The organism is Nocardia sp. NPDC050710 (assembly GCF_040654375.1).
In the GTDB taxonomy this organism is placed as follows: domain Bacteria; phylum Actinomycetota; class Actinomycetes; order Mycobacteriales; family Mycobacteriaceae; genus Nocardia.
In genome coordinates this window covers 772,183-798,337 of record NZ_JBFAHV010000001.1, presented here as the reverse complement: position 1 = coordinate 798,337, position 26,155 = coordinate 772,183, and the positions used below count along the sequence as shown (strand labels likewise).

At 68.6% G+C, this 26,155-nt stretch carries 28 protein-coding genes; 17 read left to right on the top strand and 11 right to left on the bottom strand.

Features of this window, described 5'->3' with window-relative positions; translation table 11 throughout:
- The first annotated feature begins 17 nt into the window (after nucleotides 1–17).
- Both dut and AB0H61_RS03710 read left to right on the top strand, forming a co-directional pair.
- Nucleotides 18–494, top strand: a complete 477-nt coding sequence (gene dut, locus AB0H61_RS03715) for a dUTP diphosphatase (RefSeq protein ID WP_357298777.1) — start codon at nucleotides 18–20, stop codon at nucleotides 492–494.
- Nucleotides 495–501: 7 nt separating this feature from the next.
- On the top strand, nucleotides 502–1,404 hold the full coding sequence (locus AB0H61_RS03710) for a DUF3710 domain-containing protein (protein ID WP_357298776.1): 903 nt from the start codon (nucleotides 502–504) through the stop codon (nucleotides 1,402–1,404).
- Between the two features lie 52 nt (nucleotides 1,405–1,456).
- Here AB0H61_RS03710 and AB0H61_RS03705 read toward each other — a convergent pair whose 3' ends face one another.
- Nucleotides 1,457–2,122 (bottom strand): alpha/beta hydrolase, encoded by a 666-nt coding sequence (locus AB0H61_RS03705; RefSeq protein ID WP_357298773.1) that lies wholly within the window; start codon nucleotides 2,120–2,122, stop codon nucleotides 1,457–1,459.
- 228 nt (nucleotides 2,123–2,350) lie between these two features.
- Between AB0H61_RS03705 and AB0H61_RS03700 the strand changes: the two genes are divergently transcribed.
- The 3 genes from AB0H61_RS03700 to AB0H61_RS03690 all read left to right on the top strand — a co-directional run bounded on the left by AB0H61_RS03700 (nucleotide 2,351) and on the right by AB0H61_RS03690 (nucleotide 4,311).
- The gene (locus AB0H61_RS03700) at nucleotides 2,351–2,728 is read left to right on the top strand and encodes an OB-fold nucleic acid binding domain-containing protein (protein WP_196147417.1); all 378 of its coding nucleotides are present in this window, start codon (nucleotides 2,351–2,353) and stop codon (nucleotides 2,726–2,728) included.
- Nucleotides 2,729–2,733: 5 nt separating this feature from the next.
- Nucleotides 2,734–3,486, top strand: coding sequence for a DUF3159 domain-containing protein (locus tag AB0H61_RS03695; RefSeq protein WP_357298770.1), 753 nt, complete (start codon nucleotides 2,734–2,736; stop codon nucleotides 3,484–3,486).
- 192 nt (nucleotides 3,487–3,678) lie between these two features.
- Nucleotides 3,679–4,311, top strand: a complete 633-nt coding sequence (locus AB0H61_RS03690; protein ID WP_357298768.1) for a sigma-70 family RNA polymerase sigma factor — start codon at nucleotides 3,679–3,681, stop codon at nucleotides 4,309–4,311.
- Nucleotides 4,312–4,344: 33 nt separating this feature from the next.
- Here AB0H61_RS03690 and AB0H61_RS03685 read toward each other — a convergent pair whose 3' ends face one another.
- The gene (locus AB0H61_RS03685) at nucleotides 4,345–5,016 is read right to left on the bottom strand and encodes a TrkA family potassium uptake protein (protein ID WP_357298766.1); all 672 of its coding nucleotides are present in this window, start codon (nucleotides 5,014–5,016) and stop codon (nucleotides 4,345–4,347) included.
- A gap of 2 nt (nucleotides 5,017–5,018) precedes the next feature.
- Nucleotides 5,019–5,684 (bottom strand): TrkA family potassium uptake protein, encoded by a 666-nt coding sequence (locus AB0H61_RS03680; protein WP_357298764.1) that lies wholly within the window; start codon nucleotides 5,682–5,684, stop codon nucleotides 5,019–5,021.
- A 179-nt stretch (nucleotides 5,685–5,863) separates the two neighbouring features.
- Here AB0H61_RS03680 and AB0H61_RS03675 point away from each other — a divergent pair, with 179 nt between their 5' ends.
- Together AB0H61_RS03675 and AB0H61_RS03670 are read left to right on the top strand one after the other, a co-directional pair.
- Nucleotides 5,864–7,852, top strand: a complete 1,989-nt coding sequence (locus AB0H61_RS03675) for an APC family permease (protein ID WP_357298761.1) — start codon at nucleotides 5,864–5,866, stop codon at nucleotides 7,850–7,852.
- Nucleotides 7,849–9,303 carry a TRAM domain-containing protein gene (locus AB0H61_RS03670; RefSeq protein ID WP_357298758.1) on the top strand — a complete coding sequence of 485 codons (1,455 nt, stop codon included), beginning with the start codon at nucleotides 7,849–7,851 and terminating at the stop codon, nucleotides 9,301–9,303. Before AB0H61_RS03675 ends, AB0H61_RS03670 begins: the two co-directional genes overlap by 4 nt.
- 52 nt (nucleotides 9,304–9,355) lie before the next feature.
- Here the strand turns inward: AB0H61_RS03670 and AB0H61_RS03665 are convergent, their stop codons facing one another.
- Nucleotides 9,356–10,159 carry an enoyl-CoA hydratase gene (locus AB0H61_RS03665; protein ID WP_357298755.1) on the bottom strand — a complete coding sequence of 268 codons (804 nt, stop codon included), beginning with the start codon at nucleotides 10,157–10,159 and terminating at the stop codon, nucleotides 9,356–9,358.
- Nucleotides 10,160–10,237: 78 nt separating this feature from the next.
- Between AB0H61_RS03665 and AB0H61_RS03660 the strand changes: the two genes are divergently transcribed.
- Nucleotides 10,238–10,624, top strand: coding sequence for a hypothetical protein (locus AB0H61_RS03660; RefSeq protein ID WP_357298754.1), 387 nt, complete (start codon nucleotides 10,238–10,240; stop codon nucleotides 10,622–10,624).
- Between the two features lie 24 nt (nucleotides 10,625–10,648).
- Here AB0H61_RS03660 and AB0H61_RS03655 read toward each other — a convergent pair whose 3' ends face one another.
- Nucleotides 10,649–11,533, bottom strand: coding sequence for a CPBP family intramembrane glutamic endopeptidase (locus tag AB0H61_RS03655; RefSeq protein WP_357298752.1), 885 nt, complete (start codon nucleotides 11,531–11,533; stop codon nucleotides 10,649–10,651).
- Between the two features lie 155 nt (nucleotides 11,534–11,688).
- On the opposite strand from AB0H61_RS03655, the gene AB0H61_RS03650 reads away from it, so the two are divergent.
- A complete protein-coding gene (locus tag AB0H61_RS03650; RefSeq protein ID WP_357298750.1) occupies nucleotides 11,689–11,985 on the top strand; it encodes a DUF1330 domain-containing protein in 297 nt (98 codons plus the stop codon).
- 57 nt (nucleotides 11,986–12,042) lie between these two features.
- Nucleotides 12,043–12,453, top strand: coding sequence for a glyoxalase (locus AB0H61_RS03645; protein WP_357298748.1), 411 nt, complete (start codon nucleotides 12,043–12,045; stop codon nucleotides 12,451–12,453).
- Here the strand turns inward: AB0H61_RS03645 and AB0H61_RS03640 are convergent, their stop codons facing one another.
- Nucleotides 12,454–13,134: an SIMPL domain-containing protein gene (locus AB0H61_RS03640; protein WP_357298745.1), complete on the bottom strand. Its 681-nt coding sequence runs from the start codon at nucleotides 13,132–13,134 to the stop codon at nucleotides 12,454–12,456.
- Nucleotides 13,135–13,201: 67 nt separating this feature from the next.
- Complete coding sequence (gene glsA / locus AB0H61_RS03635; RefSeq protein WP_357298744.1) at nucleotides 13,202–15,067, bottom strand: glutaminase A; 1,866 nt, start codon at nucleotides 15,065–15,067, stop codon at nucleotides 13,202–13,204.
- 202 nt (nucleotides 15,068–15,269) lie between these two features.
- Here glsA and dxs point away from each other — a divergent pair, with 202 nt between their 5' ends.
- Nucleotides 15,270–17,213, top strand: a complete 1,944-nt coding sequence (gene dxs, locus AB0H61_RS03630) for a 1-deoxy-D-xylulose-5-phosphate synthase (RefSeq protein ID WP_357298741.1) — start codon at nucleotides 15,270–15,272, stop codon at nucleotides 17,211–17,213.
- A gap of 11 nt (nucleotides 17,214–17,224) precedes the next feature.
- Here the strand turns inward: dxs and AB0H61_RS03625 are convergent, their stop codons facing one another.
- Nucleotides 17,225–17,977 carry a methyltransferase domain-containing protein gene (locus AB0H61_RS03625; protein WP_357298738.1) on the bottom strand — a complete coding sequence of 251 codons (753 nt, stop codon included), beginning with the start codon at nucleotides 17,975–17,977 and terminating at the stop codon, nucleotides 17,225–17,227.
- Between the two features lie 28 nt (nucleotides 17,978–18,005).
- On the opposite strand from AB0H61_RS03625, the gene AB0H61_RS03620 reads away from it, so the two are divergent.
- Nucleotides 18,006–18,416, top strand: a complete 411-nt coding sequence (locus AB0H61_RS03620) for a MerR family transcriptional regulator (RefSeq protein ID WP_357298736.1) — start codon at nucleotides 18,006–18,008, stop codon at nucleotides 18,414–18,416.
- Nucleotides 18,417–18,469: 53 nt separating this feature from the next.
- Here the strand turns inward: AB0H61_RS03620 and AB0H61_RS03615 are convergent, their stop codons facing one another.
- Nucleotides 18,470–19,042: a CGNR zinc finger domain-containing protein gene (locus AB0H61_RS03615; RefSeq protein ID WP_357298734.1), complete on the bottom strand. Its 573-nt coding sequence runs from the start codon at nucleotides 19,040–19,042 to the stop codon at nucleotides 18,470–18,472.
- Between the two features lie 105 nt (nucleotides 19,043–19,147).
- On the opposite strand from AB0H61_RS03615, the gene AB0H61_RS03610 reads away from it, so the two are divergent.
- Nucleotides 19,148–19,564: an SRPBCC family protein gene (locus AB0H61_RS03610; RefSeq protein WP_357298732.1), complete on the top strand. Its 417-nt coding sequence runs from the start codon at nucleotides 19,148–19,150 to the stop codon at nucleotides 19,562–19,564.
- Nucleotides 19,565–19,672: 108 nt separating this feature from the next.
- Here the strand turns inward: AB0H61_RS03610 and AB0H61_RS03605 are convergent, their stop codons facing one another.
- Both AB0H61_RS03605 and AB0H61_RS03600 read right to left on the bottom strand, forming a co-directional pair.
- On the bottom strand, nucleotides 19,673–20,944 hold the full coding sequence (locus tag AB0H61_RS03605) for a ribonuclease D (protein ID WP_357298730.1): 1,272 nt from the start codon (nucleotides 20,942–20,944) through the stop codon (nucleotides 19,673–19,675).
- Between the two features lie 22 nt (nucleotides 20,945–20,966).
- Complete coding sequence (locus AB0H61_RS03600; protein ID WP_357299836.1) at nucleotides 20,967–21,518, bottom strand: DUF3000 domain-containing protein; 552 nt, start codon at nucleotides 21,516–21,518, stop codon at nucleotides 20,967–20,969.
- Between the two features lie 185 nt (nucleotides 21,519–21,703).
- Here AB0H61_RS03600 and hemE point away from each other — a divergent pair, with 185 nt between their 5' ends.
- The 4 genes from hemE to AB0H61_RS03580 all read left to right on the top strand — a co-directional run bounded on the left by hemE (nucleotide 21,704) and on the right by AB0H61_RS03580 (nucleotide 26,154).
- Entirely contained in the window at nucleotides 21,704–22,759 is a 1,056-nt protein-coding gene (gene hemE, locus AB0H61_RS03595; RefSeq protein ID WP_357298728.1) for a uroporphyrinogen decarboxylase, read from the top strand.
- A gap of 94 nt (nucleotides 22,760–22,853) precedes the next feature.
- Nucleotides 22,854–24,209 (top strand): protoporphyrinogen oxidase, encoded by a 1,356-nt coding sequence (locus AB0H61_RS03590; protein ID WP_357298725.1) that lies wholly within the window; start codon nucleotides 22,854–22,856, stop codon nucleotides 24,207–24,209.
- A gap of 239 nt (nucleotides 24,210–24,448) precedes the next feature.
- Entirely contained in the window at nucleotides 24,449–24,922 is a 474-nt protein-coding gene (locus AB0H61_RS03585; protein ID WP_357298723.1) for an Rrf2 family transcriptional regulator, read from the top strand.
- Nucleotides 24,919–26,154 (top strand): globin domain-containing protein, encoded by a 1,236-nt coding sequence (locus AB0H61_RS03580; RefSeq protein ID WP_357298722.1) that lies wholly within the window; start codon nucleotides 24,919–24,921, stop codon nucleotides 26,152–26,154. The genes AB0H61_RS03585 and AB0H61_RS03580 overlap by 4 nt, the downstream gene beginning before the upstream one ends.
- Nucleotide 26,155: the final 1 nt, after the last annotated feature.

Sequence of the window (26,155 nt, the reverse complement as noted above, 5' to 3'; positions counted from 1 at the left end):
GCGTAGGCTCGTCAAACGTGAGGGAACTTTCACCCATACCTTTGCTGCGGCTGGATCCCGGCGTCCCCGTGCCCACGCGCGCCCATCACGGCGACGCGGGCGTGGACCTGTGCACGACGGAGGACGTCATCCTGGAACCGGGGGAGCGGGTGCTGGTCGGCACCGGCGTCGCTGTCGCGCTTCCCGTCGGCACCGTCGGTCTGATCCATCCCCGATCCGGACTGGCCGCGAAAACCGGTTTGTCGGTGGTGAATACGCCGGGCACCGTCGATGCCGGGTACCGGGGCGAGATCAAGGTGTGTCTGATCAATCACGATCCGCGCACGCCCATCGAGCTGCGCCGGGGCGACCGGATCGCGCAGTTGCTGGTGCAGCGGGTGGAGCTGGTGGATTTCGTCGAGGTCGAGCACCTCGACGAGACGACGCGGGGAGCGGGTGGTTACGGGTCGAGCGGCGGCCACGCGAGCCTGGCCGACGCTGCCGAGAAGGGGTGAGGCGGAGATGTTCGGGAAGAAAAAGAAGCGGTCGGACGCCTACCGCGAATCCGACTCCTACGACGACGAATACGACGATGCCGGATACGGCGATGTCGAATTCGACAACGTCGACTACGACGCCGAATACGACGAGCCGGGCTACGACGACGAAGCCGACACCGCCGACATCCCGGTGGTGACGCCCGAGGCTCTCGCCGCCGCGGATGCCGGGAAGACCGGCCCGTACGACTTCGATGAGGTCGTCGAACTGCTCAACACCGTCGCCGATCAGCGGCTCGATCTCGGCTCGGTGATCCTGCCGGTGCCGCCCGGCGGCCAGCTCCAGGTGGAGATGACACCCGACGGCACCCCGCAGGCGGTGCACCTGGCCACCGAGCACGGCAGGCTCACCGTCGCGGCCTACGCGGCGCCCAAATCGCCGGGGCAGTGGCGGACGGTCGCGTCCGATCTCGCCGAATCGCTGCGCAATGACGGCGCCCGGGTCGCGGTGGAGTCCGGACCGTGGGGTCGGGAGCTACTTGCCATCACCGAGGGCGCGGACCTGCGTTTCATCGGCGTGGACGGCTACCGCTGGATGGTGCGTCTGGTCGCGGCGGGACCGTCCGGCGCGGCGAATGACGGCACCCCGCTGGTGACGGCGGCGCGTGCGATCCTGAGCGAGACCGTGATCCGGCGCGGTACCGATCCGTTGCCGGTGCGCGACCCGCTACCGGTTGTGCTGCCCCAGGAACTGGCCGAACAGCTGGCCGCCGCGCATCAGGCGCAGGTCGACGCCCAGCAGCAGCAAGCCGCCCAGGCACAGGCTCCGGTCGCCCAACCCGGCGGCAGCGTGGTGCCGCCCCGGATGCCGCAGGAGCCGCGGCGTGGCGCCGATGGCTCGGCCATGCAGCAGCTCGGCCTGAGCTGATCCGCACTCGGGCATGAGGCGCCGGACGTCATGTTCGGCGCCTTTCGCTCGTTCAGTCGAAGGCGGCAAGTCCGGCCCGCCCGAGCACGGCTGGGTCGGCGCCCAATTCGTCGAGGGTGATGCGCAGCAGCACGGCATCGGGGATGAGCCGCGCCCATTCCTCGGCCACCGCCAGCGGGTGGACCGGGTCGTCGACGGCGGCGACGATCGCGACCGGAATCGTGAGCGCGCGTAGCCGTTCGGTCTCCGGCCACTTGTAGGCGGCGGCCTCCTCGAGCGCCGCGGGCAGATCCGGCCACTGCGACCGCCACGATTGGGTGAGCGCGGCGGCCAGCCACGACGGACTGCCCGCGCGCATCCGTTCGGTGACGGCCGCCAGCCCGTCGGCACGCAGTTGTTCGGCGGTGAACGCGGCGCTGCGTGCGGCGGGGCATTCGGCGGTGTCCGGTCCGGTCCACGCAGGCAGTGCGGCTATGACACCCGCCACCGCATCCGGGTGGTCGGCCGCCCACTCCAGTGCGACCGCCGCGCCCAGCGAGATCCCGGCGGCGAGCACCGGCCCGCGTTCAGCCGCGGCGTCCAGCGCCGCACGATAGCTGGCAACCACTCCGCGCGGATTCGGCTCCACCGCGATGAATTCGAGGTCGCAGGCAGCGCAGGCGGGTTCGAAGGCGCGCCGGGCGAAGTCGGCGTCCGACCCGGTGCCTGGCAATGCCACGGCAACTCGGGTTGGCCGAAGAGGTTTCAACCGGGCGGATTCGGGCAAATCCAAGCCCGTAGATCGGCGATCTTGCACCACCGGGTGTGGGGAGTCGAACATCGGGTCGAGCGTAGCGGGGCAGTCCCGCTGCATCTACAGTGGCGGTATACGGCCAACCGCCGGTCGTTCGTTGGAATCTACGATGGTGTGCGACCCACGCCATTTGCGTTAGCAGGAGTGCGTGCAATGCCATCCGCTGCCTCAGGATATTTTCGCCGACTGGGCCGCAGGCTGACCGAGGATATCGATCAGCTGGATGCCGAGGAGCTGGCCGAGACCGCCGAGGCATCAGGAGCGTGTCGCGCGTCCGAGTGTCGTCGCGGTGACGAAGCCACCATGCTCGGCCGACTACGTAGTGTCGAAGCGTGCCCCAAGGCCGCGGGCGCTAGTGTGCAGGCAGAGTTCTTCGATGGCACCGACGCCATCACCCTGGTGTGGATCGGACGTCGCCGCATCCCCGGTATCGAACCGGGCAGGCGCATCCTGGTCCGTGGCCGTGTCGGTGATCGCGACGGCCGTAAGGTGATCTACAACCCCTACTACGAATTGCGCGGGAACAGCTGACACGTATGCCATCGAGCAACGACAACGGCGCCGAGCTGGGCACGCCGACCGATACCGGAGTGCGCGGCCCTGCGGACACCGAGCCCCGTGCGTTTCCGACTTCCGAGCCCACCGACCTCGACATCTCCGAAGCCGAGCGCGAGGAGGCCGCGGAACAGACCCTGCTGGAGCAGCTGGGCGGTTTCAGTGGCCTGATCTACTCCACCCTGCCGGTGCTCGTCTTCGTCCCCGTGAACACCCTTGCCGGCCTCGCCGCGGCCATCTGGTCGGCGCTCGGCGTCGCCGGAGCTATCCTCGTCTGGCGCCTGGTCCGGCGCAGTCCCGTGCAGCCCGCCATTTCCGGCTTCCTCGGTGTCGGCATCTGCGCCTTCATCGCCTACCGGATGGGTGAGGCCAAGGGGTTCTTCCTGTTCGGCATCTACACCAGCCTGGTGTACGCGGGCGTATTCCTGGTTTCGATCCTGGCGCGCTGGCCGCTGGTCGGTGTGATCTGGGGGTATCTGAACGGGCACGGCACCGAGTGGCGCACCGATCGCCGCCTGATCCGCCTCTACGACCTCGCGACCTCCACCTGGGTGCTGGTATTCGGTGCTCGATACCTGGTTCAGTCCTCCCTCTACGACACCGACCACACCGGCTGGCTCGCCTTCGCGCGCATCGCGATGGGCTGGCCGCTGACCGCGGTCGCACTCGCCGTCACCGTCTGGGCGGTGCGCCGGGCCGGGCACCTGCCGGTGCGCCGTACCGCCGCCGCCTGACCAGCGCCCGACGCGGATCGGGCAGCGCCGCAATGGCCTTTGGAAATTGTCTGGATAGCCGCAAGGGTGAGCCCACCCCACCGCCCAGGTGGGGCCTTACCCACCCTGGGGTACCTGGCTGGTGGCCCGAGTTCATCAGACGATCGTTGTCGACACGAGAAACGCAACGATCGACTGGAAAGGACTCGGAAGTTGGCTACCGAGCACAAGATTGCGGCAACGAAGTCCCACGCGCATCCCAACCCGGCCCTCTCGGAGAGCAAGCGGATCGGTGTCGAACTGGATAAGCTGATCGGCCCCGCCGCGGCGGGCGACAAGGAATCCGTCGCCGAGATCGTGCGGATCGTGCATCCCCTGGTTCGCCGCTACTGCGCCGCGCGCCTCGGCAGTACGGCACATCTGCACGTCACCGCCGACGATGTGGTGCAGGAGATCCTGATCGCCACCGTGAACGCGGTTCCGCGCTACCGGGATCAGGGCAAGTCCTTCCTGGCCTTCGTCTACGGCATCGCGGCCAACAAGATCGCCGACGCCTTCCGTCGTTCGCAGATGCACCCGACCTACCCGATGGCGGATCTCCCGGACGAGCCGTCGATCGCGGCGGGACCCGAGGAATGGGCGCTGGCTTCCGAACGGCGCGATGTCACCCGCGAATTGATGAAGATCCTGGCTCCCGCGCACCGCGAGGTCCTCGTGATGCGGATCGTGCTCGGCTGGAGCGCCGCGCAGACCGCCGAGGCCATCGGCACCAGCCCGGGCGTGGTCCGGGTGATGCAGCACCGCGCGCTGAACAAGCTGCGGTCGGAACTGAAGGTGGCGTCGTGACCTGGGGCCCGCGGCGGAGGCCCTATCGGGGAGTTAGGGCTTGATGCCGTGGTGGGCCAGCGCCACCCGCAGATCTTCCTCGGCCTCGGATGAGGTCACGAACAGCAGCTCGTCGTCGCCCTCGAAGGGGTCGTCGGGCTGCGGCACGATCACCCGGCCGCCGCGCAGGATCGTCACCAGGACCGCGTCGCGTGGCAGGGTGAGGGTGCGTACCGGCTTACCGGCCAGCGCGGTATCGCCGGGCAGGGTGATCTCGACCAGATTCGCCTGCCCCTGACGCAGCGTCATCAGCCGCACCAGGTCGCCGACCGACACCGCCTCCTCGACGAGGGAGGCGAGCAGCCGCGGTGTCGATACGGCGACGTCCACACCCCAGGAACCGTCGAAGAGCCATTCGTTGCGCGGATCGTTCACCCGCGCGACGACCCGGCGCACCCCGAATTCGGTCTTGGCGAGCAGGCTGTGCACCAGGTTCACCTTATCGTCGCCGGTCGCGGCGATGACGACCTCGTAGGTCTCCAACCCCGCATCCTCGAGCAGCGCCAGCTCGCAGGCGTCCGCGTGCATCCAGATGGCATCCGGGATCGCGGTGGGGTCGATGTGATCGAGCTGACGCTCGAGCAGCATCACCCGATGCCCGGCGCGTAGTAGCTCACGGGCAATCGATCGGCCGACGGCGCCGGCTCCGGCGATGGCCACCTTCATGATCAGTCCTCGCTCACGGGGGGCTTGCCGGCCAGCGCGACGGCCTCGCCGACGCTGCCGGAGGTCGCGGCCACGTACACGATGTCGTCGGCCTGGACGATGGTTTTGCTGTCGGGCAGCAGGCCCTGTCCGAAGCGGATGATGAACGCCACCCGGGCGCCCACCGACCGCTCCAGATCGCGCACGGTGCGCCCGTACCAGTCCTCGTGCAGGTTCAGTTGGGTCACCGCGACCGTGCCGGTGGGATCACGCCAGGTGGTGGTGCTGATATCGCCGATCAGGGTGCGCAGGAATCGGTCGGTGGTCCACGGCACGGTGGCGATGCTGGGGATGCCGAGGCGCTCGTACACCGCGGCTCGTTTGGCGTCGTAGATGCGGGCGACCACGCGCTCCACCCCGAAGGTTTCGCGCGCCACCCGCGCGGAGATGATGTTGGAGTTGTCGCCGGAGGAGACCGCGGCGAAGGCGTCGGCGCGTTCGATTCCGGCCCGTGTCAGCACATCCCGGTCGAATCCGACGCCGACCACCTGCTCACCCGGGAATCCCTCGCCGAGCCGCAGGAAGGCGCTCGGATCACGATCGATCACCGTGACGTCGTGACCGACCCGGACCAGTGCGCGGGCCAGCGATGAGCCGACACGTCCGCACCCCATGATCACTACGTACACGGTGCAACCTCGTTCCTGGAACCGTGGCGTTCGGTCTGCTTGTCTCTCGGCAGAACCGTACCCGCCGATGGCGTCCAAGGCCCATTTTCCCCCTCGGCGCAGCGGGCAAACCTGGTTGTGGCGCGCCAGGGGCCGGACCGGGCGGGCGCTCCACCCTGGGGGGATCTATGCTCGCTCCAGTGTCCAAGTTGACGACGGCAGCCAAGCGGATGCTGCTGGGCAGGCCCTTCCGAAGTGATTCGTTGGGTCATACCTTGCTGCCGAAGCGAATCGCGCTTCCGGTATTCGCCTCCGACGCCATGTCGTCGGTCGCGTACGCACCGGAGGAAATCTTCCTCGTACTCTCCATCGCTGGTGTTTCGGCTTACCTGTACGCACCGTGGGTCGGCCTCGCGGTCGCCTTCGTGATGGCCGTCGTGGTGGCCAGCTACCGCCAGAATGTGCACGCCTATCCCTCCGGTGGCGGTGACTACGAGGTTGCTACCACCAACTTGGGGCCGACCGCGGGCCTGACCGTCGGCAGCGCGCTGCTGGTCGACTACGTGCTCACCGTCGCGGTGTCGATTTCCTCCGCCGCGTCCAATATCGGATCGGCGATCCCGTTCGTCGCCACGCACAAGGTGCTGTTCGCGGTGGTGGCGATCGCGGTGCTGACCGCGATCAACCTGCGCGGCGTCCGAGAGTCGGGTACGGCGTTCGCGATTCCGACCTACGCCTTCATCTTCGGCATGTTCGCCATGCTCGGCTGGGGTCTGTTCCGCCTGTTCGTCCTCGGCGACGACCTGCAGGCCGAATCGGCGGGTTTCCAACTGAATGCAGAGGAAGAGCACCTCTACGGACTGGCCTTCGCCTTCCTGATCGCGCGGTCCTTCTCCTCCGGCTGTGCCGCGCTCACCGGTGTCGAGGCGATCAGCAACGGTGTGCCCGCCTTCCGTAAGCCCAAGTCGCGCAACGCCGCCACCACCCTGCTCATGCTCGGCTCCATCGCGATCGTGCTGCTGATGGGCATCATCATCCTGGCTCAGAAGATCGGGGTTGTGTACGCGCACAACACCTCCGACCTGGTCGGTGCGCCCGACGGCTACCAGCAGAAGACGCTCATCGCGCAGCTCGCCGAGACGGTGTTCCACGGGTTCCCGATCGGCTTCTTCTTCATTACCACGGTGACCGCGCTGATCCTGGTGCTCGCCGCGAATACCGCGTTCAACGGATTCCCCGTGCTGGGATCGATTCTGGCGCAGGACCGCTACCTGCCGCGGCAGCTGCACACCCGTGGCGACCGGCTGGCCTTCAGCAACGGCATTCTGTTCCTCTCGGGTGCGGCCGTCGCGTTCGTGGTGTTCTTCAGCGCCGAGGTGACCAAGCTGATCCAGCTCTACATCGTCGGCGTCTTCGTGTCGTTCGTGCTGAGTCAGACGGGCATGCTGCGGCACTGGACCCGCCTGTTGCGTACCGAGACCGATCCGGCGCAGCGCAACCGGATGAAGCGGTCCCGAGTAATCAACGCGATCGGCCTGACGGCCACCGGCGCCGTGCTGGTCATCGTGCTGATCACGAAGTTCTTCGCGGGCGCCTGGATCGCCATCCTGACGATGGTGGCGATCTTCGCGGTGATGAAGATGATTCGCAAGCACTACGACTCGGTCTCCCGGGAACTCGACGAAAGCGACTGGGACGGTGTGCTGCCCAGCCGTTCGCACTCCATCGTGCTGGTGTCCAAGCTGCACCTGCCGACCCGGCGCGCACTGGCCTACGCCCGCGCCACCCGCCCGGACACCCTGGAAGCGATCACGGTGAACGTCGACGAGGCCGATACCAGGGGCCTGGTGCGCGAATGGGAGCGCAGCGATATCGCGGTGCCGCTCAAGGTGATCGAATCGCCCTATCGCGAAATCACCAAGCCGGTACTGGATTACGTCAAGCGCGTGCGTCGCGATGCCCCGCGCGACGTGGTGACCGTATTCATCCCGGAATATGTGGTCGGTCACTGGTGGGAGCAGGTCCTGCACAACCAGAGCGCGCTGCGGCTGAAGGGCAGATTGCTGTTCGAGCCGGGTGTGATGGTGACCAGCGTGCCGTGGCAGCTGAGCTCCTCGACCCGGGCCAGGCAGCCCGGTGACATCAACGCACCGGGTGCGGTGCGGCGCGGTTATGAGGATCGGGTGTGAGTTCCTGGCGCGGAATGACATTCGAGATCCGGCTGGGTCCGCCCGGACACGGCGGCTTCTGCGTCGGCAGGCATGAGGGCCGGGTGGTCTTCGTCCGGCACGGGCTCCCCGGTGAACTGGTGCTGGCCAGGATTACCGAGGACCGTGGCGGCTCGTTCTGCCGGGCCGAGGCCATCGAGATCCTGGAAGCCTCGCCGGACCGGATTCCCGCGACCTGCCCGGTGTCCGGGCCCGGTGGCGCGGGGTGTTGCGACTTCTCCTACGCCACCGCCGCGGCGCAACGGGCGCTGAAGGCGTCGGTGGTCGCCGAACAATTGCGCAGGATCGCGGGGATCGAGCGCGAGATCGTGGTGGAACCCATCGCGGGCTATCCCGCCGAGGAGACGGGCGGCTGGCGCACCCGGGTGCGGTTGGTCGTCGACGCGCAGGGCCGGGCCGGGGTGCACGGCTACCGCAGCACCGAGGTGGTCACGGATCTGCGCTGCCCGCAACCGGTTCCGGGGGCGATGGATGGCATCGCCGACCGGCTGTGGACGCCCGGCGCGGACCTGGTGGTCGCGGTGGACGGGGACGGGGTGCGCCACATCGTCGAACTCGCACCGCCGGTTGTCACCCATGGGCGAGGCGGTGCGCGACGCGGCAGGGGACGTGCCGACGGTCCCGGGGGTGGGCGCGGCGCGGCGCCGCGCCGCGGCGACGGACGACCCGGCGGGCGGCACCCACGCGACGCGAACGGGCCGCGAGACCACCGCGACAGCGCTGAGGGTCCGCGCGATGATCTCGACGAATCGGGCGTGGACAGCGGCGTCGACGATCGGCGCGAGGCGGCCACGCGGCGGGCCGCCACCCACGCGGTGCGCGACGAATGGGTGATCGCCGGGAGCGGCCGGACCGTCGAGGAGGTGGCAGGTCGGCGCTGGGAGCTGTCGGCGACCGGGTTCTGGCAGGCGCATCGCGGTGCGGCACAGTGCTATTCGGATCTGGTTGCGGAGTGGGCGGCGCTCGGATCCGGCGACATCGTCTGGGACCTGTACAGCGGTGTCGGGGTGTTCGCCGCGCGATTGGCCGAGCAGGTCGGGCCGACCGGATCCGTACTGGCGGTGGAATCGGCGCGCTCCGCGGTCGCCGACGGCCACGCGGCGCTGCACGACCTACCGTGGTTGGACCTGCGCGCAGACCGGGTCGAGCGCTGGATCGCCGACCATGCTTCCGGTCCCGCGCCGGAGGTGGTCGTGCTGGATCCACCGCGCGCGGGCGCGGGCAAGGAGATCGTCAACGCGCTGAGTGAAGCAGGCCCCGCCCGTATCATCCATATCGGTTGCGACCCAGCCGCTTTCGCCCGCGATCTGGGACTGTATCAGGCGGCCGGATATTGCCTCACCGACCTACGCGCCTTCGACGCCTTCCCGGCGACCCATCACGTGGAATGCCTCGCGCTCTTGGAGTGCTGACCGGCGCGCGGCGCATACACCCATCCGATCGGCCGCGTCGTGGACGGTGCCGTCAGTGCTCGTAGTGCGGTGGGCGGCGGTCCCTGCGGGCGCGGATGGCTTCATCGAAATTGTCGGTGGTGAGGCGGACGTAGAGTTGGGCCAAACCTTCGTGCTGCATATGGGATTCGAAGCTATTTGCCTCCAGTCCGCTCCACAGCATGCGTTTGGTGAGTTCGGTGCCGACACGGCTGAAGCTGATGATCCGTTCGGCGAGGTCGAAGCAGGTCTCCAAAAGCTTTGCGGTGGGTACGGTCCGGGAGACCAGGCCGATCCGCTCGGCCTCCGCCGCGTCGACATCGCGGCCGGAGAGCATGATTTCGAAGGCGCGGGAGGAGCCGATGGCACGCGGCAGCAGGAAGCTCATGCCCAGTTCCGTCGAGGTGAGGCCGTTATTGATGCCCGCGGCGCGAAAGTAGGCATCCTCGCCCGCGATGCGGATGTCGGTGGCCACACTCAGACAGAAGCCGCCGCCGATGGCCGCGCCGTTGATCGCCCCGATCACCGGCTGGTGCATCCGCCGCAGCGTAGTCATCACGTCGTTGAGCAGATCCATCGACCGGCGGGCCACGCTGGTGGTGGTCAGACCCTCGATATTCGGCACCCGCCCGGCCCCCTGGAGGTCCGCGCCGGAGCAGAAGCCCGGCCCCGCACCCGTCAGCACCACGACCCGAATATCGTTATCGGCGCTCACCGCCTCCAACGCCTCACGCAGCGGAATCATCACGTCGAAGGCCATCGCGTTCATCCGCTCCGGGCGGTTGAGTGTCACCAACGCGACGTGCGGCCGTGGCGTGTCGATGAGCACGAACGACATACGATCTCCTGACGACTACGGCAGTTCCTCACTATAGGCACGGCCCCATACCCGCCCGCACGAATTCACAATCCGGTCGTGGTCTCGACGCCCCCGGGTCCCGGCTACGGTGAGACCGCCGATCGACTGTCCGGTCTTGCCATGCGCATTAGGTTCGTGATCATGCAGTCGGACGTGGCGGAGATACTCGGCATACTCGATCGAGTTCTGGCGATCGCGCAGGCGGGCCGCCAGGATATGACCTGGCAATCTCGGTATGCGGATGGCGGGGAATTGGTGGATGACCTGACCGATCATGCCGCGCGGATTCGGATCGGGGATATGAGCCGGTTGTCCGACCTCCGGTTCCTCTTCGCGCCGACCGGGCCGTTGTGCGAGATCGCCGCCAGCAGTGGATGGTTGGACATCTACACACTCCTGGGGAACCGGTTCGATCGGTTGCACGAGCGCCTCGGGCAGCAATGATGCCGGGCGAATATCGTCCGGTGATCAGCGCAGTGAGGGCTGCGGTCGGCCGAGCGGTACGGCCTGCGGTACCGGAGGCCGGGCGCGGATCGGATGGCGCATGTAGAGGGCGACGGCGAGGAGTACGAGTACCGCCCAGCCGACCAGCCCGAATCCCGCGAGCAGCGGGTTCGCGCGCCGGTCGAGCGATTCGAATGAGCTGAAGACACCGGTGCTCGCGTTGAACGCGGCATGCGCCACCACGCACGGCCAGATGCTGCCGGTGTGTAAGCGCAGCCAGCCCAGGATCGCGCCGAACGGCAGGCAGAATCCGAGGAAGGCCGGGGCGGCCCAGGCGCCCAGGTTCGGATAGTTGTAGCCGAGCAGCGTGAGCGGTGCGTGCCAGAGTCCCCAGATGACACCACTGGCCGCGACCGCCGCGCCGGGGCCGAGCCGACCGGCGAGGTGCGGTAGCAGCCAGCCGCGCCAGCCCACCTCCTCGCCCAACGCGAACGGCAGCGTGCCGATGGTACTGAGGGTCAATGCCTCCACCACGACGACGGCCGCGACGTCGGAGCTCACGAAGTCGAAAGAGAAACGGTACAGGCCGAATACGGCGCTGAGGCCGAAGGCGATCCACAGGAACAGAGGTGTGCCGAGCCACGCGGCCGCGGTCAGCCACAGCGTGCAGTGGGGGCGCGGGCCGAGCATCGCCCCGGTCTCGACGGCCAGTTCCCGCCAGGTGCGACGGCGGTAGTTCCACACCGCGAGCACTCCGAGTGCCGGGGTGAACATCATCATGGCGGCGCCGGGACGTAACCACAGGCTGGACAGGCCCTTGCCGTCCAGCCACGGTCCGCACGCGAGAACCCAGGCGGATATGAAGGATACGGTGAAGAACAGAGCGAAGTCGTTGCGTCGGGCGATCATTCGACATCCTCGGATCGACTGGGATGGGTCTCGCCGCTCTGCCCGCGGCGGGCTTCCTTATCTACTCGGACGCGCCCACCGCCGATTCGGTTCCCTGGGAAGCGTAAAGCCGTGCACCGAAACCCGCGGTGCCCCTCGCTCGTAGAGTTCCCGGCATGACCGTGTATGTGATCGCCCAGCTGAAGTTCACCGACCGCGCCGCCTACGACCGCTATCAGGCGCGCTTCATGGAGGTCTTCACCCGCTACTCCGGCACCCTCCTGGCCGCCGACGAAGCACCCCGGCTTCTCGAGGGGCAGACTGACCGCGAGAAGGTGGTACTGATGTCGTTCCCCGACGAAGCCGCGGTGACGGCATGGGCGCAATCCCCGGAGTATCAGGAGATCTCGAAAGATCGCCACGCCGGTGCCGATACGGTGTCGGTGCTGGTCCACGGCCTCGGTCACGTGTGAGATGCCGCCCTGCATCTCCGGGATGGCAATCTGGACCGGGTGATCCACCATGTGCAAGTGAGTTGCCCCGCAGGTGCCGAGGACCGGCAGCGTGACTTCTACTCCGGCGTGCTCGGCTGGCCGGAGCTTCCGAAACCGCCGCTACTGGCGGCGCGCGGCGGCTGCTGGTTCTTGGTGCCCGGCCGCGGCGGTCCCGACGGTGAACTACACGTCGGCGTGGAGGCCGACTTCCGCCCCGCGACCAAGGCACATCCGGCTTTCATCGTCGATATCGACGCCACTGCCGCCGCGCTCGCCGCCGTGGGTCACCCGTTCATCTGGGCCGATCCCGCCGAGATCCCCGGCCGCCGCCGCCTCCACACCACCGACGCTGTCGGCAACCGGCTCGAATTCCTCGCCGACCGACACCCCGGCGAGGACTGCGTGCCCGGGCCGGACCGTGCGGGGGAAGTCTTTCCGTCACAGTGATCAGTCCAGCTGCCAGGTGGCGCGGATACTGGCCGAGATTTCGCCTTCGCCGAGTTCGACGGGGACCGGTGCGGCGGCGTAGGCATCGGTCATGGGGGACGACACGGCCCTCATGCGTGGTGCGAAAGGCGTTGCCGAGGCCGTGTTCTCGGTGATCTCGAGCACCGAACCGAGGATGCGGGCGGCGCGAGCCGCGTACTGCTCGGCCTTGGCCAGTGCGTTGTCCCAGGCGGCATCGCGGGCCTGCGCGAGCAGTCCCTCCTGATCGGCGAAGGTGAGGGCGAGGCCGCCGAGCCGGACATCGTCGCCGCCCGCGTCCACACAGTTGGCGATGATGGTGGCGGGGCCGGGGTCGGCGGTCTCGCCGATATCGCGCAGTATCACGATCAGGTCGGTGGTGGCGAAGTAGCCGGTGATCCGAGTGCCCTGGCCTTCGGTCCACACGGTTTCCGTGCGCACCGACAGTCCGCTGGTCGCGATGTCGGCGCTCGCGATGCCGTCGGCGCGCAGTGTCGCGGTGACCGCGGCGACGCGTTCCCCGGCCTGCCCGTAGGCCAGGGCGACATTGCTCGCCCGGCTCTCGATGGAGATGGTGACCCGCATCAGATCCGGGGTGGCGCGCACGCTGCCCTGTCCGAAGGTGGTCACCGTGCCGGTAATGGATTCGGATTTCTTACTCACTGAGTTCTCCCGGTTCGGTCGGCGCGGTGGACGTTGTTTCTTCGGCACGGGCAGCACGCCATGGGCGTCAGTAATCCCCACCGCGCACCGCGATCGCGCGCACCGCCGCATCCATCTGCGCGTAGGCCCCCGCCGCGAGTCTTTCCAGCAGCGCCAGTTTCAGATGAGGCGCCTCGCCGGTGAGTTCGTCGAATTGCGCGGGGCTCAGCACCGCCACCCGCACCGCGGTCTCGGCGTGGGCCTCGGTGACGAACGGGATGCCGACCAGCATCGGGATTTCCCCGAAAGACATCCCGGCCGACAGCGACACCAGCCGGTGTGTCCGTTTGTCGGCGCCTTCGAAGATGATCCGCACCCGGCCCTCCAGGATCAGGTACAGCCCCGAACGCGCGCTGCCGCGCTGGGCGATCGTCTCGCCGCGGGCAATGGTGTGCACCTCGAAATCCTCGGCAAGCAGCGCCCGGTCCTGCGGAGTCAGCGCGGCAAGAGCCGGATGCTCGTCGATCGAGATCGACGTGCAGGCCGGTTCCTCGGCCGAGCGGTGGCGGTCGAGCAGAATCTCCTCACACCATTCGGCCGCGCTGTCGCGGTCGATGAAGACGCGACCGCGCGGGTCGGCGGGGTCGAGGCCGGAGACCAGGTGGCCGAGGCGGGCATCGGGGTCGACCAGCGCCACCCGGCATCCGTTGGCGGTCAACTCACGCTGGAGCTGGTCGAGCATGTCGACCGCGATCCGGCTCACCTCGCCGACCCTGCGCAGGTCGATCACCAGCGCGTCCAGTTCACCCGACTGCTCCTCGATGACCTGGACCGCGCGTTCGGCGCCCGCGAACAGCAGATCGCCGTCGAGCTCGTAGACGCGGGCGCGATGCCCGTGCTCGGCGAGCAGGTCCATCTCGTCGGTGCCGCGCCGCAGCCGCGAGGGCACTTCGGCCACCGTGTAGTCGGCCCGGATCGCGGTCCGCGCCGCCCGGGTGACGTGCAGGAAGTGCAGTTCCAGCCGCCGCGACAACTCGCGGCAGGCGGCCACCCCGCGCACGCTGTTGCCGTGGATGTCCAGCCGCGGCGAGTAGACCGCGATACCGATCTGGCCGGGCAGCACCGCCAAGATGCCGCCGCCGACCCCGCTCTTGGCGGGTAGTCCGACGGTGGTCACCCAGTCGCCGGCCGCGTTGTACATGCCGCAGGTGGTCATCACGCTGAGCACGCGTTCGGTGAGCGCGGCGGTGAGCGCTCGTTCCCTGGTGAACGGGTTGAGTCCGTTATTGGCCAGTGTCGCCGCCATCACCGCGAGGTCGTGGCAGGTGACGTTGATCGAGCACTGGCGGAAGTAACGGTCGACGGCATCGTCGGGATCGGACTCGATAATGCCGAACGAGCGCAGCATGTAGCCGATGGCGCGGTTGCGGAACCCGGTGCGCGCCTCCGAGGCGTACACCGCATCGTTCATGGTCAGCTGGCGACCCGCGAAGCGGGAGTAGCAGCGCCGGATGCGCTCGAATTTCTCGGCCGGGTCGTGGCCGGTGATCAGCGAGGCGGCGGTGATCGCGCCCGCGTTGATCATCGGGTTGCGCGGACGTTCGGTCACCGGATCCAGGCTGATCTCGTTGAACGCGTCGCCGGACGGCTCCACATCGATATGTTCGGCGACCCGATCCGGGCCCCGGTCCGCCAGCGCGAGCGCGTAGGTGAAGGGCTTGGAAATGGACTGGATGGTGAAAACGGTCTCGACGTCACCGACGCCGTACACCCGGCCGTCGGCGGTGGCCAGACACAGCGCGAACGAATCCGGTTGCACCGCAGCCAATTCGGGGATGTAGTCGGCCAACTCGCCGGATCGGTCGGTTCGGCACAGGTCGAAAACGTCGGTGACGATGCGCTCCACCACGCCCGGGTCGACCGCGCGCGGAACCTCTTGTTCGGGCTGGGCCACACGACCACTGTAGGACGGGTAACGTATGTGCGGCGGTCGCTCGGACGCGTGTGTCCGGGCGGCCGTTGCGGTCGGCATTTCGTGTGGAGGCTCACATTTCGCGGCGGAGTCGGCTGGTGACAGGCTGAGGTCGAGCAGGGGCGCTGTCACGGCTCCGTAGACTGATCGGATCAGATGCACTATCCGGAGGGAGCGAGTTCAGGTGGGAGTGCTTTCCCGGGTCGATACGCCCGAAGACGTGCGTGGGCTGACCGTGCCGCAGCTGCGTGAGCTGGCAGACGAGATCCGTGAGTTCCTGGTGCGGAAGGTCGCGGCCTCCGGCGGGCACCTCGGCCCCAACCTCGGCGTGGTCGAGCTGACCATCGCTCTGCACCGGATCTTCGAATCGCCGACCGATCCGCTGATCTTCGACACCGGGCATCAGGCCTACGTGCACAAGATCCTCACCGGGCGCAAGGATCAGTTCGATTCGCTGCGTAAGCAGGGCGGATTGTCCGGCTACCCGAGCCGCGCCGAGAGCGCGCACGACTGGGTGGAGTCCTCGCACGCCTCGGCTGCCCTGTCCTACGCCGACGGCCTGGCCAAGGCGTTCGCGCTGAGCGGGCAGGACCGCACCGTCGTCGCGGTGGTCGGCGACGGCGCGCTCACCGGCGGCATGTGCTGGGAGGCGCTCAACAACATCGCGGGCGCGCCGGATCGTTCGGTGGTCGTCGTGGTCAATGACAACGGCCGCTCCTACGCGCCCACCATCGGCGGCCTCGCGGATCGGCTGACCGCGCTGCGCACCCAGCCCGCCTACGAGCACGCGCTCGACGCGGGCAAACGGATCCTCAAGAGCATTCCGCGCGTCGGCGAATCCGCGTACTCGATGGTGCACGCGGTGAAGGCCGGGATAAAGGACGCGGTGAGCCCGCAGGAGCTGTTCAGCGATCTCGGGCTCAAATACGTCGGCCCGGTCGACGGCCACGACATCGTCGCCATGGAGGCCGCGCTGCGCCGGGCCAAGGATTTCGGCGGTCCGGTCGTCGTGCACGCGGTCACCCAGAAGGGGCGCGGCTACGAGCATGCCGAGAACCACGTGGCCGATCAGATGCACGCCTGCGATCCGATCGACCCGCTGACCGGTCGTCCGCTCGCGGATAAGAAGGCGCCCGGCTGGACCTCGGTCTTCTCCGAGGAACTGATCGCGCACGCCGAACGCCGCGACGACATTGTCGCGATCACCGCCGCCATGCCCGGTCCGACCGGACTCGCGCCGTTCGGCGAACGCTTCCCGGACCGGATGTTCGATGTCGGCATCGCCGAACAGCACGCCATGGCCTCGGCGGCCGGACTGGCGCTGGGCGGTATGCACCCGGTGGTCGCCATCTATTCGACCTTCCTCAACCGCGCCTTCGATCAGCTGCTGATGGACGTCGCGCTGCTGAAGCAGCCGGTCACCGTGGTACTCGATCGCGCGGGCATCACCGGCCCGGACGGCGCGAGCCACAACGGCATGTGGGATCTGTCGTTGCTCGGCATCGTTCCCGGCATCCGGGTCGCGGCCCCGCGCGACGCCGCCACCCTGCGCGAGGAGTTGGCCGAGGCGCTGGCCGTCAACGACGGTCCCACCGCCATCCGCTTCCCGAAGGGCAGTGTCGGCGCGGATATCACCGCGGTGGAACGACTCGACGGCGTGGACGTGCTGCGCCTGGCGACGCCCGACGGCCCCTCCGCCCAGACCCAGCGTGGCGATGTGCTGCTCGTCGCGGTCGGCCCGTTCGCCGAAACCGCCCTGCGGGTCGCGCAACTGCTGGAGCCCGAGGGTATTTCGGTCACTGTCATCGATCCGCGCTGGGTGCTGCCGGTCTCCGACACCATCGTCAAGCTCGCCGAGAACTACCGTCTCGTGGTCACCCTGGAGGACAGCGGTCTGCAGGGCGGGATCGGTTCCACCGTCTCGGCCCGTCTGCGCGCCGCCGGCCTGGACGTGCCGACGCGGGATCTCGGTGTGCCGCAGCAGTTCCTGGACCATGCCACCCGCGGCGAGGTGCACGAGGAACTCGGCCTCACCGCACCCGATATCGCCCGCAGGGTCACGGGCTGGCTGGATGCCCGCTCGGTCCGGGTCGTGGTGGCGGATGATCGGGACGTGGCCTCCGCCTGAGCCCGGGTGGCTCACCGGGCGGACGCCGCGGCGATGAACAGCGGGACGACCACGCACAAGCGGCCGGAGTGAGCCCGGGTGGTCTGTTCGGCGATCCATCGATCGACGGTTTCGACGTCGAGGTGCGATGCCGTCGCGGTGAGGCCGGTGAGCATCGGCAGTGTGTCCGCGTCGGTCAGCACCGGGGTGCGGACCTCGACGGTGATGTCGTCGAATCCGTTGTCGAGCAGCAGGGTTCGGTAGGCACGGGCCGCGCGCGGATTGGTGACGGCGTCGGCGCGGCCGTGGACAATGGCACGGGTGGTTTCGGGATCGTCGGAGTCGATGATGATCGCGTCCCAGTCCTGACCGAGCAGGACGAGGCGACCGCCCGGCTTCAGCACGCGGCGGGCTTCGGCGAGTGCGGCTGCGGGGTCGGCGATTTCGTGGAAGACCTTATCGGCGCGGTAGCCGGTGATAGACGCGGCGGGCAGCGGTAGCGATTCGGCGGTGCCGAGGCGGAAATCCAATGCGGGCCATCGGGTTCGCGCGACGTCCAGCATCCGCGTGCTGGGATCGACGCCGAGAGGACGGGTTTCGCGGGCCGCGAGTTCGGCGACCGCGCGTCCGGCGCCGCAGCCGATATCGGCGACCGGGTCACCGGGGCGCAGCCGCAGCAGGTCGTAGGAGTGGTCGCGGAGCTCGGCGGCGCCGGGCAGCCGGTCGGCCGCGTCGAGTCGCCGGATCAATGTCGCGGTGGCGGTTTCGATTTCAGGGGTGGACATATGTGTCATGCTGCGACTTAATGACGACATGAAGTCAAGCGGTCCGGTCGCGCCGGCGAGTATCGGCGCGGTCGCCGAGTGGTTCGGGCTCGCTACCCACGTATTGCGCCACTGGGAGTCCGCGGGTCTGTTGCACCCGGCCCGCGACTCCGCGGGCCGCCGGCGCTTCGGTGCGGACGACATCTTCCGCGTCGCGGTGATCCTGCGCGCCAAGGAAGCCGGTTTCCTGCTCGAGGATATCCACGCGATGCTCACCACCGCCGATCCGGTCGAGCGCGCGGCCGTCCTGCGTAAGCGCCGCCGGGAACTCCGGCTGCGAATCGCCCGCACGCAATCCTCGCTGGAGATGATCGATCACGCATTGGCCTGCGACCACGAGGATTTCACCGTGTGCCCGCACTTCCAGGCCGCCGTTGCGGAACGACTGTTCGGCCGGTAGACCGCCGCGGCAGCGCTGCCGTGAATTCTTCCGCGATGCCGGGGTAACCGGGTCTAGCGGCCGGTGCTGCGTCGTTGTGCCGCACGTACTTTCACGCGATTGCCGCAGACATTCATCGAGCACCAGGTGCGACCGTGGTTGCGGGAGTGGTCGTAGAAGGCCCAGCGGCAGCTGGGTTCTCGGCAGGTCTTGAGGCGCGGCCAGGTACCCGCTGCGACGGCGGTGGCGACGTCGGCCAGCAGGGTGGCCAGGGCGCGGTCCACCGGATGGTCCGGCCGGGGTGTCAGACGTGGCGGGGTGACGGTGACATCGAGGGTCAGCGGCAGCTGTGCGGTGAGCGCCGCGAGTCGCGTGCGCGCGGCCGGATCGAGGCCGTCGGGGCGGGGGCTGGCGACCGGTTCGGCATTGTTCGCCGCGAGTAGGGCGCGCAGCCCTTCGCGCACCCACTCGGCGCGGTCGCGGTCGCGGTCGGTGACCGCGGTGTCGCGTGGGAGCAGGGCGTGGGCGTGCAGCCAGATCGTGAGCTGTTCGGGGGTTCCGATGTCGTCACCGTCGGCGCGGCGGGTGTTCACGAACTCCGCGATGCGCGTCAGCGTGTCCTCGGCTGCCCGGATTCCGGTCGACATGCCACCATATTAACCACCTATTGACGATGGGTAGTTAACTAACTAGCGTTCTAGGAACACCAGTTATCTGCGACACAGGTGTCGCGACGAACCGAGGAGAATGTCATGGCGTCGGTCGAGAAGGAGATCGTCATCGAGGCCCCGGTCGAGGACGTGTGGGCGATCATCGGCGATTTCGGACAGGGTCCGATCCGGATGGCGCCGGGCTTCGTCGTCGACAGCAGGCTCGCGGAACCGGACCTGCGAATCGTCACCTTCGCCGACGGCACCGTGGTGCACGAGCGGCTCATCGCACTCGACGACGCGAAACAGCGCTTCGTGTTCTCCATCGTCGGCGGCAGCGTCACCCCGATCCACGACAACGCCACCATGCGGGTTTTCCCGCACGACGACGGTCACAGCCGCTTCGTGTGGACGCACGATGTGCTGCCCGCCGAACTCGCGGACGCCTTCGGCGCGAGTATGGAACAGGGGTTGCTGCTCTTCAAGCGCACGGTCGAAAGCGCGGCCGTCGATTCCTGAACCGCGCAACGGCCCGTGTGCGCGGTTTCGGCGCTGCGGTGCGATAGTGCCTCCGAGGTCGCACCGGCCACTGATTTGCGCCCACCGCGCTGGTCGGTGGGGCGACGCCTACTCCCGGGGTGTCAGCGCCTCGGTCAACACCGGCACCGCCAGCTCGCGCTGCCACGGCCGCGCCCCGCCGGACTTCAGGAATCCGTCGATCGCCGCGGCGAGTTCTTCGGGCTCGCCGACCTTGTCGTAGTCGGGCAGTCCATCCCAGCAGAGTCTGCGCACCAGGTCGGGGGCCAGCAGGTTCTCCACCGGAACGGCGCGCTCGGTGGAGAGCTCGCCCATCGCGGCGCGGGCACGGGCCAGCCGGGCGGCCGCGGACGGATCGCGCCGCTCCCAGCGGTTCACCGGTGGCGGCCCGTCGAATGGCTGGGTGAGCGGTGGCAGTTCGCTATCGGCCAGGGTGCGGGCACGGTCCACCGCGCTCAGCCATTCGCGGGAGTACCGGCGCTGGCGCGGCCCACCGAAGACCGGCAGCGTGCGCAACTGGGCGATGGTGCGCGGGTCGGCCGTCGCCGCCGCCACGATCGCCACATCCGGCAGAATCCTGGCGGGGGCGACATCGCGGGCGCGCGCCAGCGCATCCCTTGCGCTCCACAGCTCCCGCACCACCGCGAGCTGACGGGTGCGGCGCAGCGTGTGGATCCCGGAGGTGCGCCGCCATCGGTCGGCCTTCGGCGCGGGCGGCTCGATTGTCCGGATATGTTCGAATTCCTGCGCCGCCCAATCGGTTTTGCCCTGCCTATCCAGTTCGGCGGCGACCTCGTCACGGAGTTCCAGCAGCAGTTCGACATCGAGCGCGGCATAGTTGAGCCACTCATCCGGTAGCGGCCGCGTCGACCAGTCGGCGGCGCCGTGGCCCTTGCGCAAGGCCCGCCCCAGCAGACGCTCGACCATCGCCGCCAACCCGACTCGTTCGAATCCGGCCAGTCGGCCGCCCAGTTCGGTGTCGAACAGTCGCGCGGGACGCAACCCGAGTTCGGCCAGGCCCGGTAGATCCTGATCCGCCGAGTGCAGCACCCACTCCAGGTCGTTGATCGCCGCGGCGAGCGGGTCCAGCGCGTCCGTCACCGGAATCGGGTCGATGAGGAAGGTGCCCGCACCCGCGCGGCGCAACTGGATCAGATACGCGCGCGCCGAATAACGGAAACCCGAGGCACGCTCGGCGTCCACCGCGAGCGGTCCGGTGCCCGCGGCGATGCGGGCGGCCGCATTGGCGACTTCGACGGCGGTGACAAGAACCGGTGGCACTCCATCGGCGGGGGCGAGCAGGGGTTCTGCTGTGCTGTCTCCCACGATGTGCCCATTGTCGGGCTTGTCTGCTACCGGCATAGCCCTGAACTTTACGTTGCTGTCAACTGAGGTCGTTGCTGGTGTAGGACTGAGGTCGCAGATGGGTGATACCGGCCGGTGGCAATCCGGCCGAGTAGGCGAGCACTTCGCAGAACGCCTCGACATGCGGACGCATGTCGGTGGTCATCGCGGTCCAGGAGGCGCGCATCTCCAGTTGATGCGCACGCGGCGGTCCGGCGATATCGCCGTAGCGCACCGAACTCGTCGAGGTGACGGTGCCGCCGAGGGCGGTGAACGGCTCGGATCGCGACTCCAGCGCGTCCACCAGCCAGCTCCACGCCACCTCCGGCAGCAGCGGGTCGGTGGCCAGCGCCGCATCGATATCGGCCTGGATATAGGCCACCAGCCGGAATACCCCGTGCCACGCGTCGTCGCCATCCGGGTCGTGTAAGAGGATCAGCCTGCCGAAGGCATCGCCCTCGGAATCGATCGGCACGACGGCGGTTTCGGGATGTTTGACTTCGGCGCCGATGGCGTAGGAGTACGGGGCCAAGCGCTGCGGCGGCCGGATGGGCGCAAGCTCGATCCTGGGGTGCACGGTTGCGGAGCCCATCGCCTCGACCGCGGCGCGAAATGACGCTGGTTCGCCCTGGGGTCCTTCGGTCGGTGCGGCGCCGTCGCGGAAGTCGAGCGGTGTCACAAAAGTGACGGTAGACCTTGTGCACCCGGCTCAGTCGGAGGCGCGCCGCACGCCGCCGCCTCCGGGTCCTTCGCCGGGCCCGCTTACGATGAGCGGTGATGAGCACTCACACCCGCCGCCGGTTGACCGATGCCCCGTTCCTGGCCGCCGCCACCGGCGGCGAGCCCAGCAGGCGGCCGGTCTGGTTCATGCGGCAAGCCGGTCGGTCGCTGCCCGAGTACCGCAAACTGCGCGCGGGTATCGGGATGCTCGAGTCGTGCTTCGATCCGGAGCTGGTCTGCGAGATCACCATGCAGCCGATCCGCAGGCACGGCGTCGACGCGGCGATCCTGTTCTCCGACATCGTCGTTCCGCTCAAGGCGGCGGGTATCGACCTGGATATCGTGCCGGGCGTCGGACCGGTGGTGGCCGCGCCGGTGCGCACCGCCGCCGACGTGCGTGCGCTGCCGCATCTGCGGCCGGAGGAAGTGGGCGCCGTCACCGACGGGGTGCGGCTGCTCACCGACGCACTCGGCGACATCCCGCTGATCGGATTCGCGGGCGCGCCGTTCACCCTCGCCTCGTACCTGGTCGAGGGCGGGCCGAGTAAGCAGCACGAGCGCACCAAGGCGATGATGCACGCCGACCCGCAGACCTGGCACGCACTGCTCGGCGCGCTCACCGATATCACTATCTCCTTCCTCCAGGCGCAGATCGCGGCGGGCGTCGACGCGGTGCAGTTGTTCGATTCCTGGGCGGGAGCGCTCTCGCTGGCCGACTACCGCACCTTCGTGCTCCCGCACTCCGAGCGGGTCTTCGCCGAGATCGCCGACGCGGGCGTCCCGCGCATCCACTTCGGCGTCGGCACCGGGGAACTGCTCGGTGCGATGGGCGAGGCGGGCGCGGATGTGGTCGGCGTCGACTGGCGGGTGCCGCTCACCGAGGCTGTCCGTCGGGTCGGTCCCGGAAAAGCGTTGCAGGGCAACCTCGATCCGGCCGTTCTGTTCGCCGGCGCAGACGCCGTCGAGGCCGAGACCCGTCGCATCGCCCGCGAAGCGGATGAGGCGATCACCCTCGGCGCCGCCGGGCACATCTTCAACCTGGGCCACGGCGTGCTCCCCGACACCGATCCCGGTGTGCTGACCGCCTTGGTGCAGCTCATCCACGAACTCTGATCCGTCGCCCGCTGATTCACGCACGCAGTGAGTTCGGCGACGATGATGTGGGCCGGGTCGCGGGTTCCGGGTGGGTGGGGGATACCGTCGGGGGATGAGGATCGCGGTGGTCGGCGGTGGGATCAGCGGGTTGGTTGCGGCGTATCGGTTGCGGACGCTGCTCGGCGCGGGCGCCGATATCGTCGTGATCGATCGGGCTGATCGGGTCGGGGGGATTCTCCACACCGGTGAATTGGCCGGGGAGCCATTGGATCTGGGGGCGGAGGCATTTGTCGGGCGGCGTCACGAGGTGCCGGAGTTGCTGCGCGAAGTCGGGTTGGAACAGCAACTGGTGGTGCCGGCCGGGCGACGGCCGCTGGTCTGGTCCGGTGGGGTCGCCCATCTGCTGCCCGAGCGCACGCTGATGGGGATCCCGTCCACCGCGGAGTCGATGCGGGGGCTGGTCGACCACGACACCCTGGCGCGCATCGCCGCCGAGCCGCACCGGCCGCTGGCCTGGTACCCCGACGCCGATATCGACGTCTACAGCCTGGTCGCGGACCGGTTCGGCGCCCAGGTCGCCGAGCGCAGTGTCGACCCGCTGCTCGGCGGCGTCTACGCGGGCAGTTCGCGCTCCATCGGCGTGCGCGCCGCGCTGCCGACCCTGGCCGCCGCGCTCGACGACGGCGCGCCCAGCCTCACCCACGCGGTCGCCGCGGCCATGCCGCCGCCCACCAACGCCCCGGTCTTCGGCGGCATCCGCGACGGCTACCGCGTCCTGCTGCACGCACTCGCGGAGCGCTCCGGTGCGCGCGTGCTCACCGCCACCTCCGCCACCCGCCTGGCGCGGGCGACCCGCGGCTGGGTGGTCGACCCGGTCGGTGTGGTCGACGCGGTGATCCTCGCCACCCCCGCCCCCATCACCGCCCGTTTGCTGCGCCCCATCGCCCCGGCCGCGGCCTCGGCCGCCGCGGGCATCGAGCTCTCCTCCTCGGTGGTCGTCGCACTGTCCCTGCCCCGCGACACCGCACTCCCGGAGAACTCCGGCATCCTGGTGGCCACCGGAGAACGCTTGCGCGCCAAGGCCTTCACTCTCTCCAGTCGGAAGTGGCCGCATCTCGCCGCCCGCGAAACCGCGCTGGTCCGAGTCTCATTCGGCAAATTCGGCGATTCCGCGCCGCTGTCCTGGTCCGACGAAGAACTGATCGCCGCCGCCACCGAAGACCTCGCCACAGTCACGGGCGTCCCCATCGGTCCGCTCGAGGCCGTCGTCCAGCGCTGGCCTGGCGGCCTCGCCCAATACGCTCCCGGTCATCCCGATCGCATTGCCGAAATCGAGTCCGCCATAGCCGATCTCGACAACCTCGCCATCGCAGGCGCCTATCTGCATGGCGTCGGCGTCCCCGCGTGCGTGGCCTCCGGCGATCGGGCCGCTCACCACATCGCCGCGCGCTACGCCTCGCTGCACTGACTTCCCGACCTGCCCCGAGAACCGCACCGCCCAGGTCGTCGGCACCCTGCGCCGTCGAGCCCGGATCGGGTTCGTGGCGCCGGATCGCGAGGCGGGGGTCCCGCCTGGGTGTGACGCGGATCGCATCGCGGACACCGGATTCCCCTTCGCGCTGGCTGAAAAACCGCACGATACGGCGTAATTAAGCACACCATCGCGGGATACTGTGCGCGGGGTTGCTCGTCGGTAGCGTCGAGTCCATGCAGCTCTCCCGGTTCACCGATATCGGCCTACGGGCCATCATGCGGTTGGCGGTGAGTGACGAGGCCGACGGCCGGGTGACCACCCGGCTGATCGCCCGGCAGGTGAACGCCTCCGAACACCACGTGGCCAAGGCGGTCTCCCGGCTGGTCGACCTCGGTCTGGTCGAGGCGCAGCGCGGTCGCACGGGTGGGTTGTTCATCACCCGGGCGGGCCGGGAGGTGTCGGTCGGCGCGCTGATTCGCGAGCTCGAGGGCGACCGCGAAGTGGTGGTCTGCACGGGTGAGCATCCGTGCCCGCTGGCGGGCACGTGCCGGTTGCGGCGCATCCTGGCCGACGCCAAAGCGGCGTTCTACCGGGAATTGGACCGCTACACGCTCACCGAATTGGTCACCGCGCCGACGGCCGGATTGCTGCGTTTGCTCGCCACCACCCCGGCGAGCGGTTCCGTGGAGAGAGAGGAACGTCCATGAATAGCGTCGCCCGGAGCGCCCCGGAGCTGGAACCACACCACGCCGAACTCGTACGCGCCACATTGCCGCTGGTCGGCGCCCATGTCGACGAGATCACCACGGTCTTCTATCGAACCTTGTTCGGCAACCATCCCGAGTTGATCCGCGACCTGTTCAACCGCGGCAATCAGGCCCAGGGTGACCAGCCGCGCGCCCTGGCCGCCGCCATCGCGACATTCGCGGGCTACCTCGTCGATCCCGAGCTGCCGCATCCGGCCGCCATGCTGTCGCGTATCGGTCACAAGCATGCCTCCCTCGGGGTTACCGCCGAGCAGTACCGGGTCGTGCGCGACAATCTGTTCGCGGCCATTGTGGCGGTTCTCGGCGCCGATGTGGTCACCGATGCGGTGGCCGCCGCATGGGATCGCGTCTACTGGCTGATGGCGGACGCGCTGATCGATCTGGAGAAGCAGCTCTACGTACAGGCCGGTGTCGAACCGGGCGATGTATTCCGCGCCGCTACCGTGGTGTCCCGGATCGACGACCCGGCCGGGGTCGCGGTAGTCACCGTCGAATCCGCCGATCCATCCGTTGCGTTGCCGGAATTCATACCGGGGCAATATATTTCGGTGGGTGTCCGATTGCCCGACGGTGCCCGTCAGCTGCGCCAGTACAGCCTGGTCAACGCGCCCGGCGACGGCACCCTCGCCTTCGCGGTCAAGCGGGTAGCGGCCGCCACCGGCTGCCCGGCGGGCGAGGTATCGACCTGGCTGCACGACAATGTCGGCGTGGGAGATGAACTGGAGATCACCCTGCCGTTCGGCGATCTCACCATCGACACCGATGCGATCACACCACTGGTGTTGATCTCGGCGGGCATCGGCGCGACACCGATGATCGGAATCCTGGAATATCTCGCCGCGCACGCCCCCCACCGTCGGACGCTGGTCGTGCACGCGGATCGTTCCCCGCGGACCCACCCGTTGCGGGCGCGACTTCGCGAACTCGGCACCCGGCTCGAGGCCATGACGCTGGAACTCTGGTATGAGGAGCGCACCGAGGGCGCACATCACGGCCTGCTGGATCTCTCGGCGCTCGAGCTGCCCGCCGACGCCGACGTCCACGTCTGCGGTGCAACGGGTTTCCTGCAGTCGGTACGAAACCAATTGCGTGACGCCGGAATCCCGGAGCATCGGATCCATATCGAACAGTTCACCCCGACCGACTGGCGGCTGGACTCCTGCCCGGTGTAGG

What these genes read in the sequence shown, in the direction of transcription:
- hemE (WP_357298728.1), top strand. Translation starts at nt 21,704, where the DNA reads ATGAGCACTCACACCCGCCGCCGGTTGACCGATGCCCCGTTCCTGGCC.
- AB0H61_RS03605 (WP_357298730.1), bottom strand. Translation starts at nt 20,944, where the DNA reads ATGCCGGTAGCAGACAAGCCCGACAATGGGCACATCGTGGGAGACAGC.
- AB0H61_RS03700 (WP_196147417.1), top strand. Translation starts at nt 2,351, where the DNA reads ATGCCATCCGCTGCCTCAGGATATTTTCGCCGACTGGGCCGCAGGCTG.
- AB0H61_RS03580 (WP_357298722.1), top strand. Translation starts at nt 24,919, where the DNA reads ATGAATAGCGTCGCCCGGAGCGCCCCGGAGCTGGAACCACACCACGCC.
- AB0H61_RS03615 (WP_357298734.1), bottom strand. Translation starts at nt 19,042, where the DNA reads ATGTCGACCGGAATCCGGGCAGCCGAGGACACGCTGACGCGCATCGCG.
- AB0H61_RS03600 (WP_357299836.1), bottom strand. Translation starts at nt 21,518, where the DNA reads ATGGGCTCCGCAACCGTGCACCCCAGGATCGAGCTTGCGCCCATCCGG.
- AB0H61_RS03665 (WP_357298755.1), bottom strand. Translation starts at nt 10,159, where the DNA reads ATGTCGTTCGTGCTCATCGACACGCCACGGCCGCACGTCGCGTTGGTG.
- AB0H61_RS03685 (WP_357298766.1), bottom strand. Translation starts at nt 5,016, where the DNA reads ATGAAGGTGGCCATCGCCGGAGCCGGCGCCGTCGGCCGATCGATTGCC.
- AB0H61_RS03650 (WP_357298750.1), top strand. Translation starts at nt 11,689, where the DNA reads ATGACCGTGTATGTGATCGCCCAGCTGAAGTTCACCGACCGCGCCGCC.
- AB0H61_RS03610 (WP_357298732.1), top strand. Translation starts at nt 19,148, where the DNA reads ATGGCGTCGGTCGAGAAGGAGATCGTCATCGAGGCCCCGGTCGAGGAC.
- AB0H61_RS03695 (WP_357298770.1), top strand. Translation starts at nt 2,734, where the DNA reads ATGCCATCGAGCAACGACAACGGCGCCGAGCTGGGCACGCCGACCGAT.
- AB0H61_RS03625 (WP_357298738.1), bottom strand. Translation starts at nt 17,977, where the DNA reads ATGTCCACCCCTGAAATCGAAACCGCCACCGCGACATTGATCCGGCGA.
- AB0H61_RS03590 (WP_357298725.1), top strand. Translation starts at nt 22,854, where the DNA reads ATGAGGATCGCGGTGGTCGGCGGTGGGATCAGCGGGTTGGTTGCGGCG.
- AB0H61_RS03655 (WP_357298752.1), bottom strand. Translation starts at nt 11,533, where the DNA reads ATGATCGCCCGACGCAACGACTTCGCTCTGTTCTTCACCGTATCCTTC.
- AB0H61_RS03620 (WP_357298736.1), top strand. Translation starts at nt 18,006, where the DNA reads ATGAAGTCAAGCGGTCCGGTCGCGCCGGCGAGTATCGGCGCGGTCGCC.
- AB0H61_RS03710 (WP_357298776.1), top strand. Translation starts at nt 502, where the DNA reads ATGTTCGGGAAGAAAAAGAAGCGGTCGGACGCCTACCGCGAATCCGAC.
- AB0H61_RS03585 (WP_357298723.1), top strand. Translation starts at nt 24,449, where the DNA reads ATGCAGCTCTCCCGGTTCACCGATATCGGCCTACGGGCCATCATGCGG.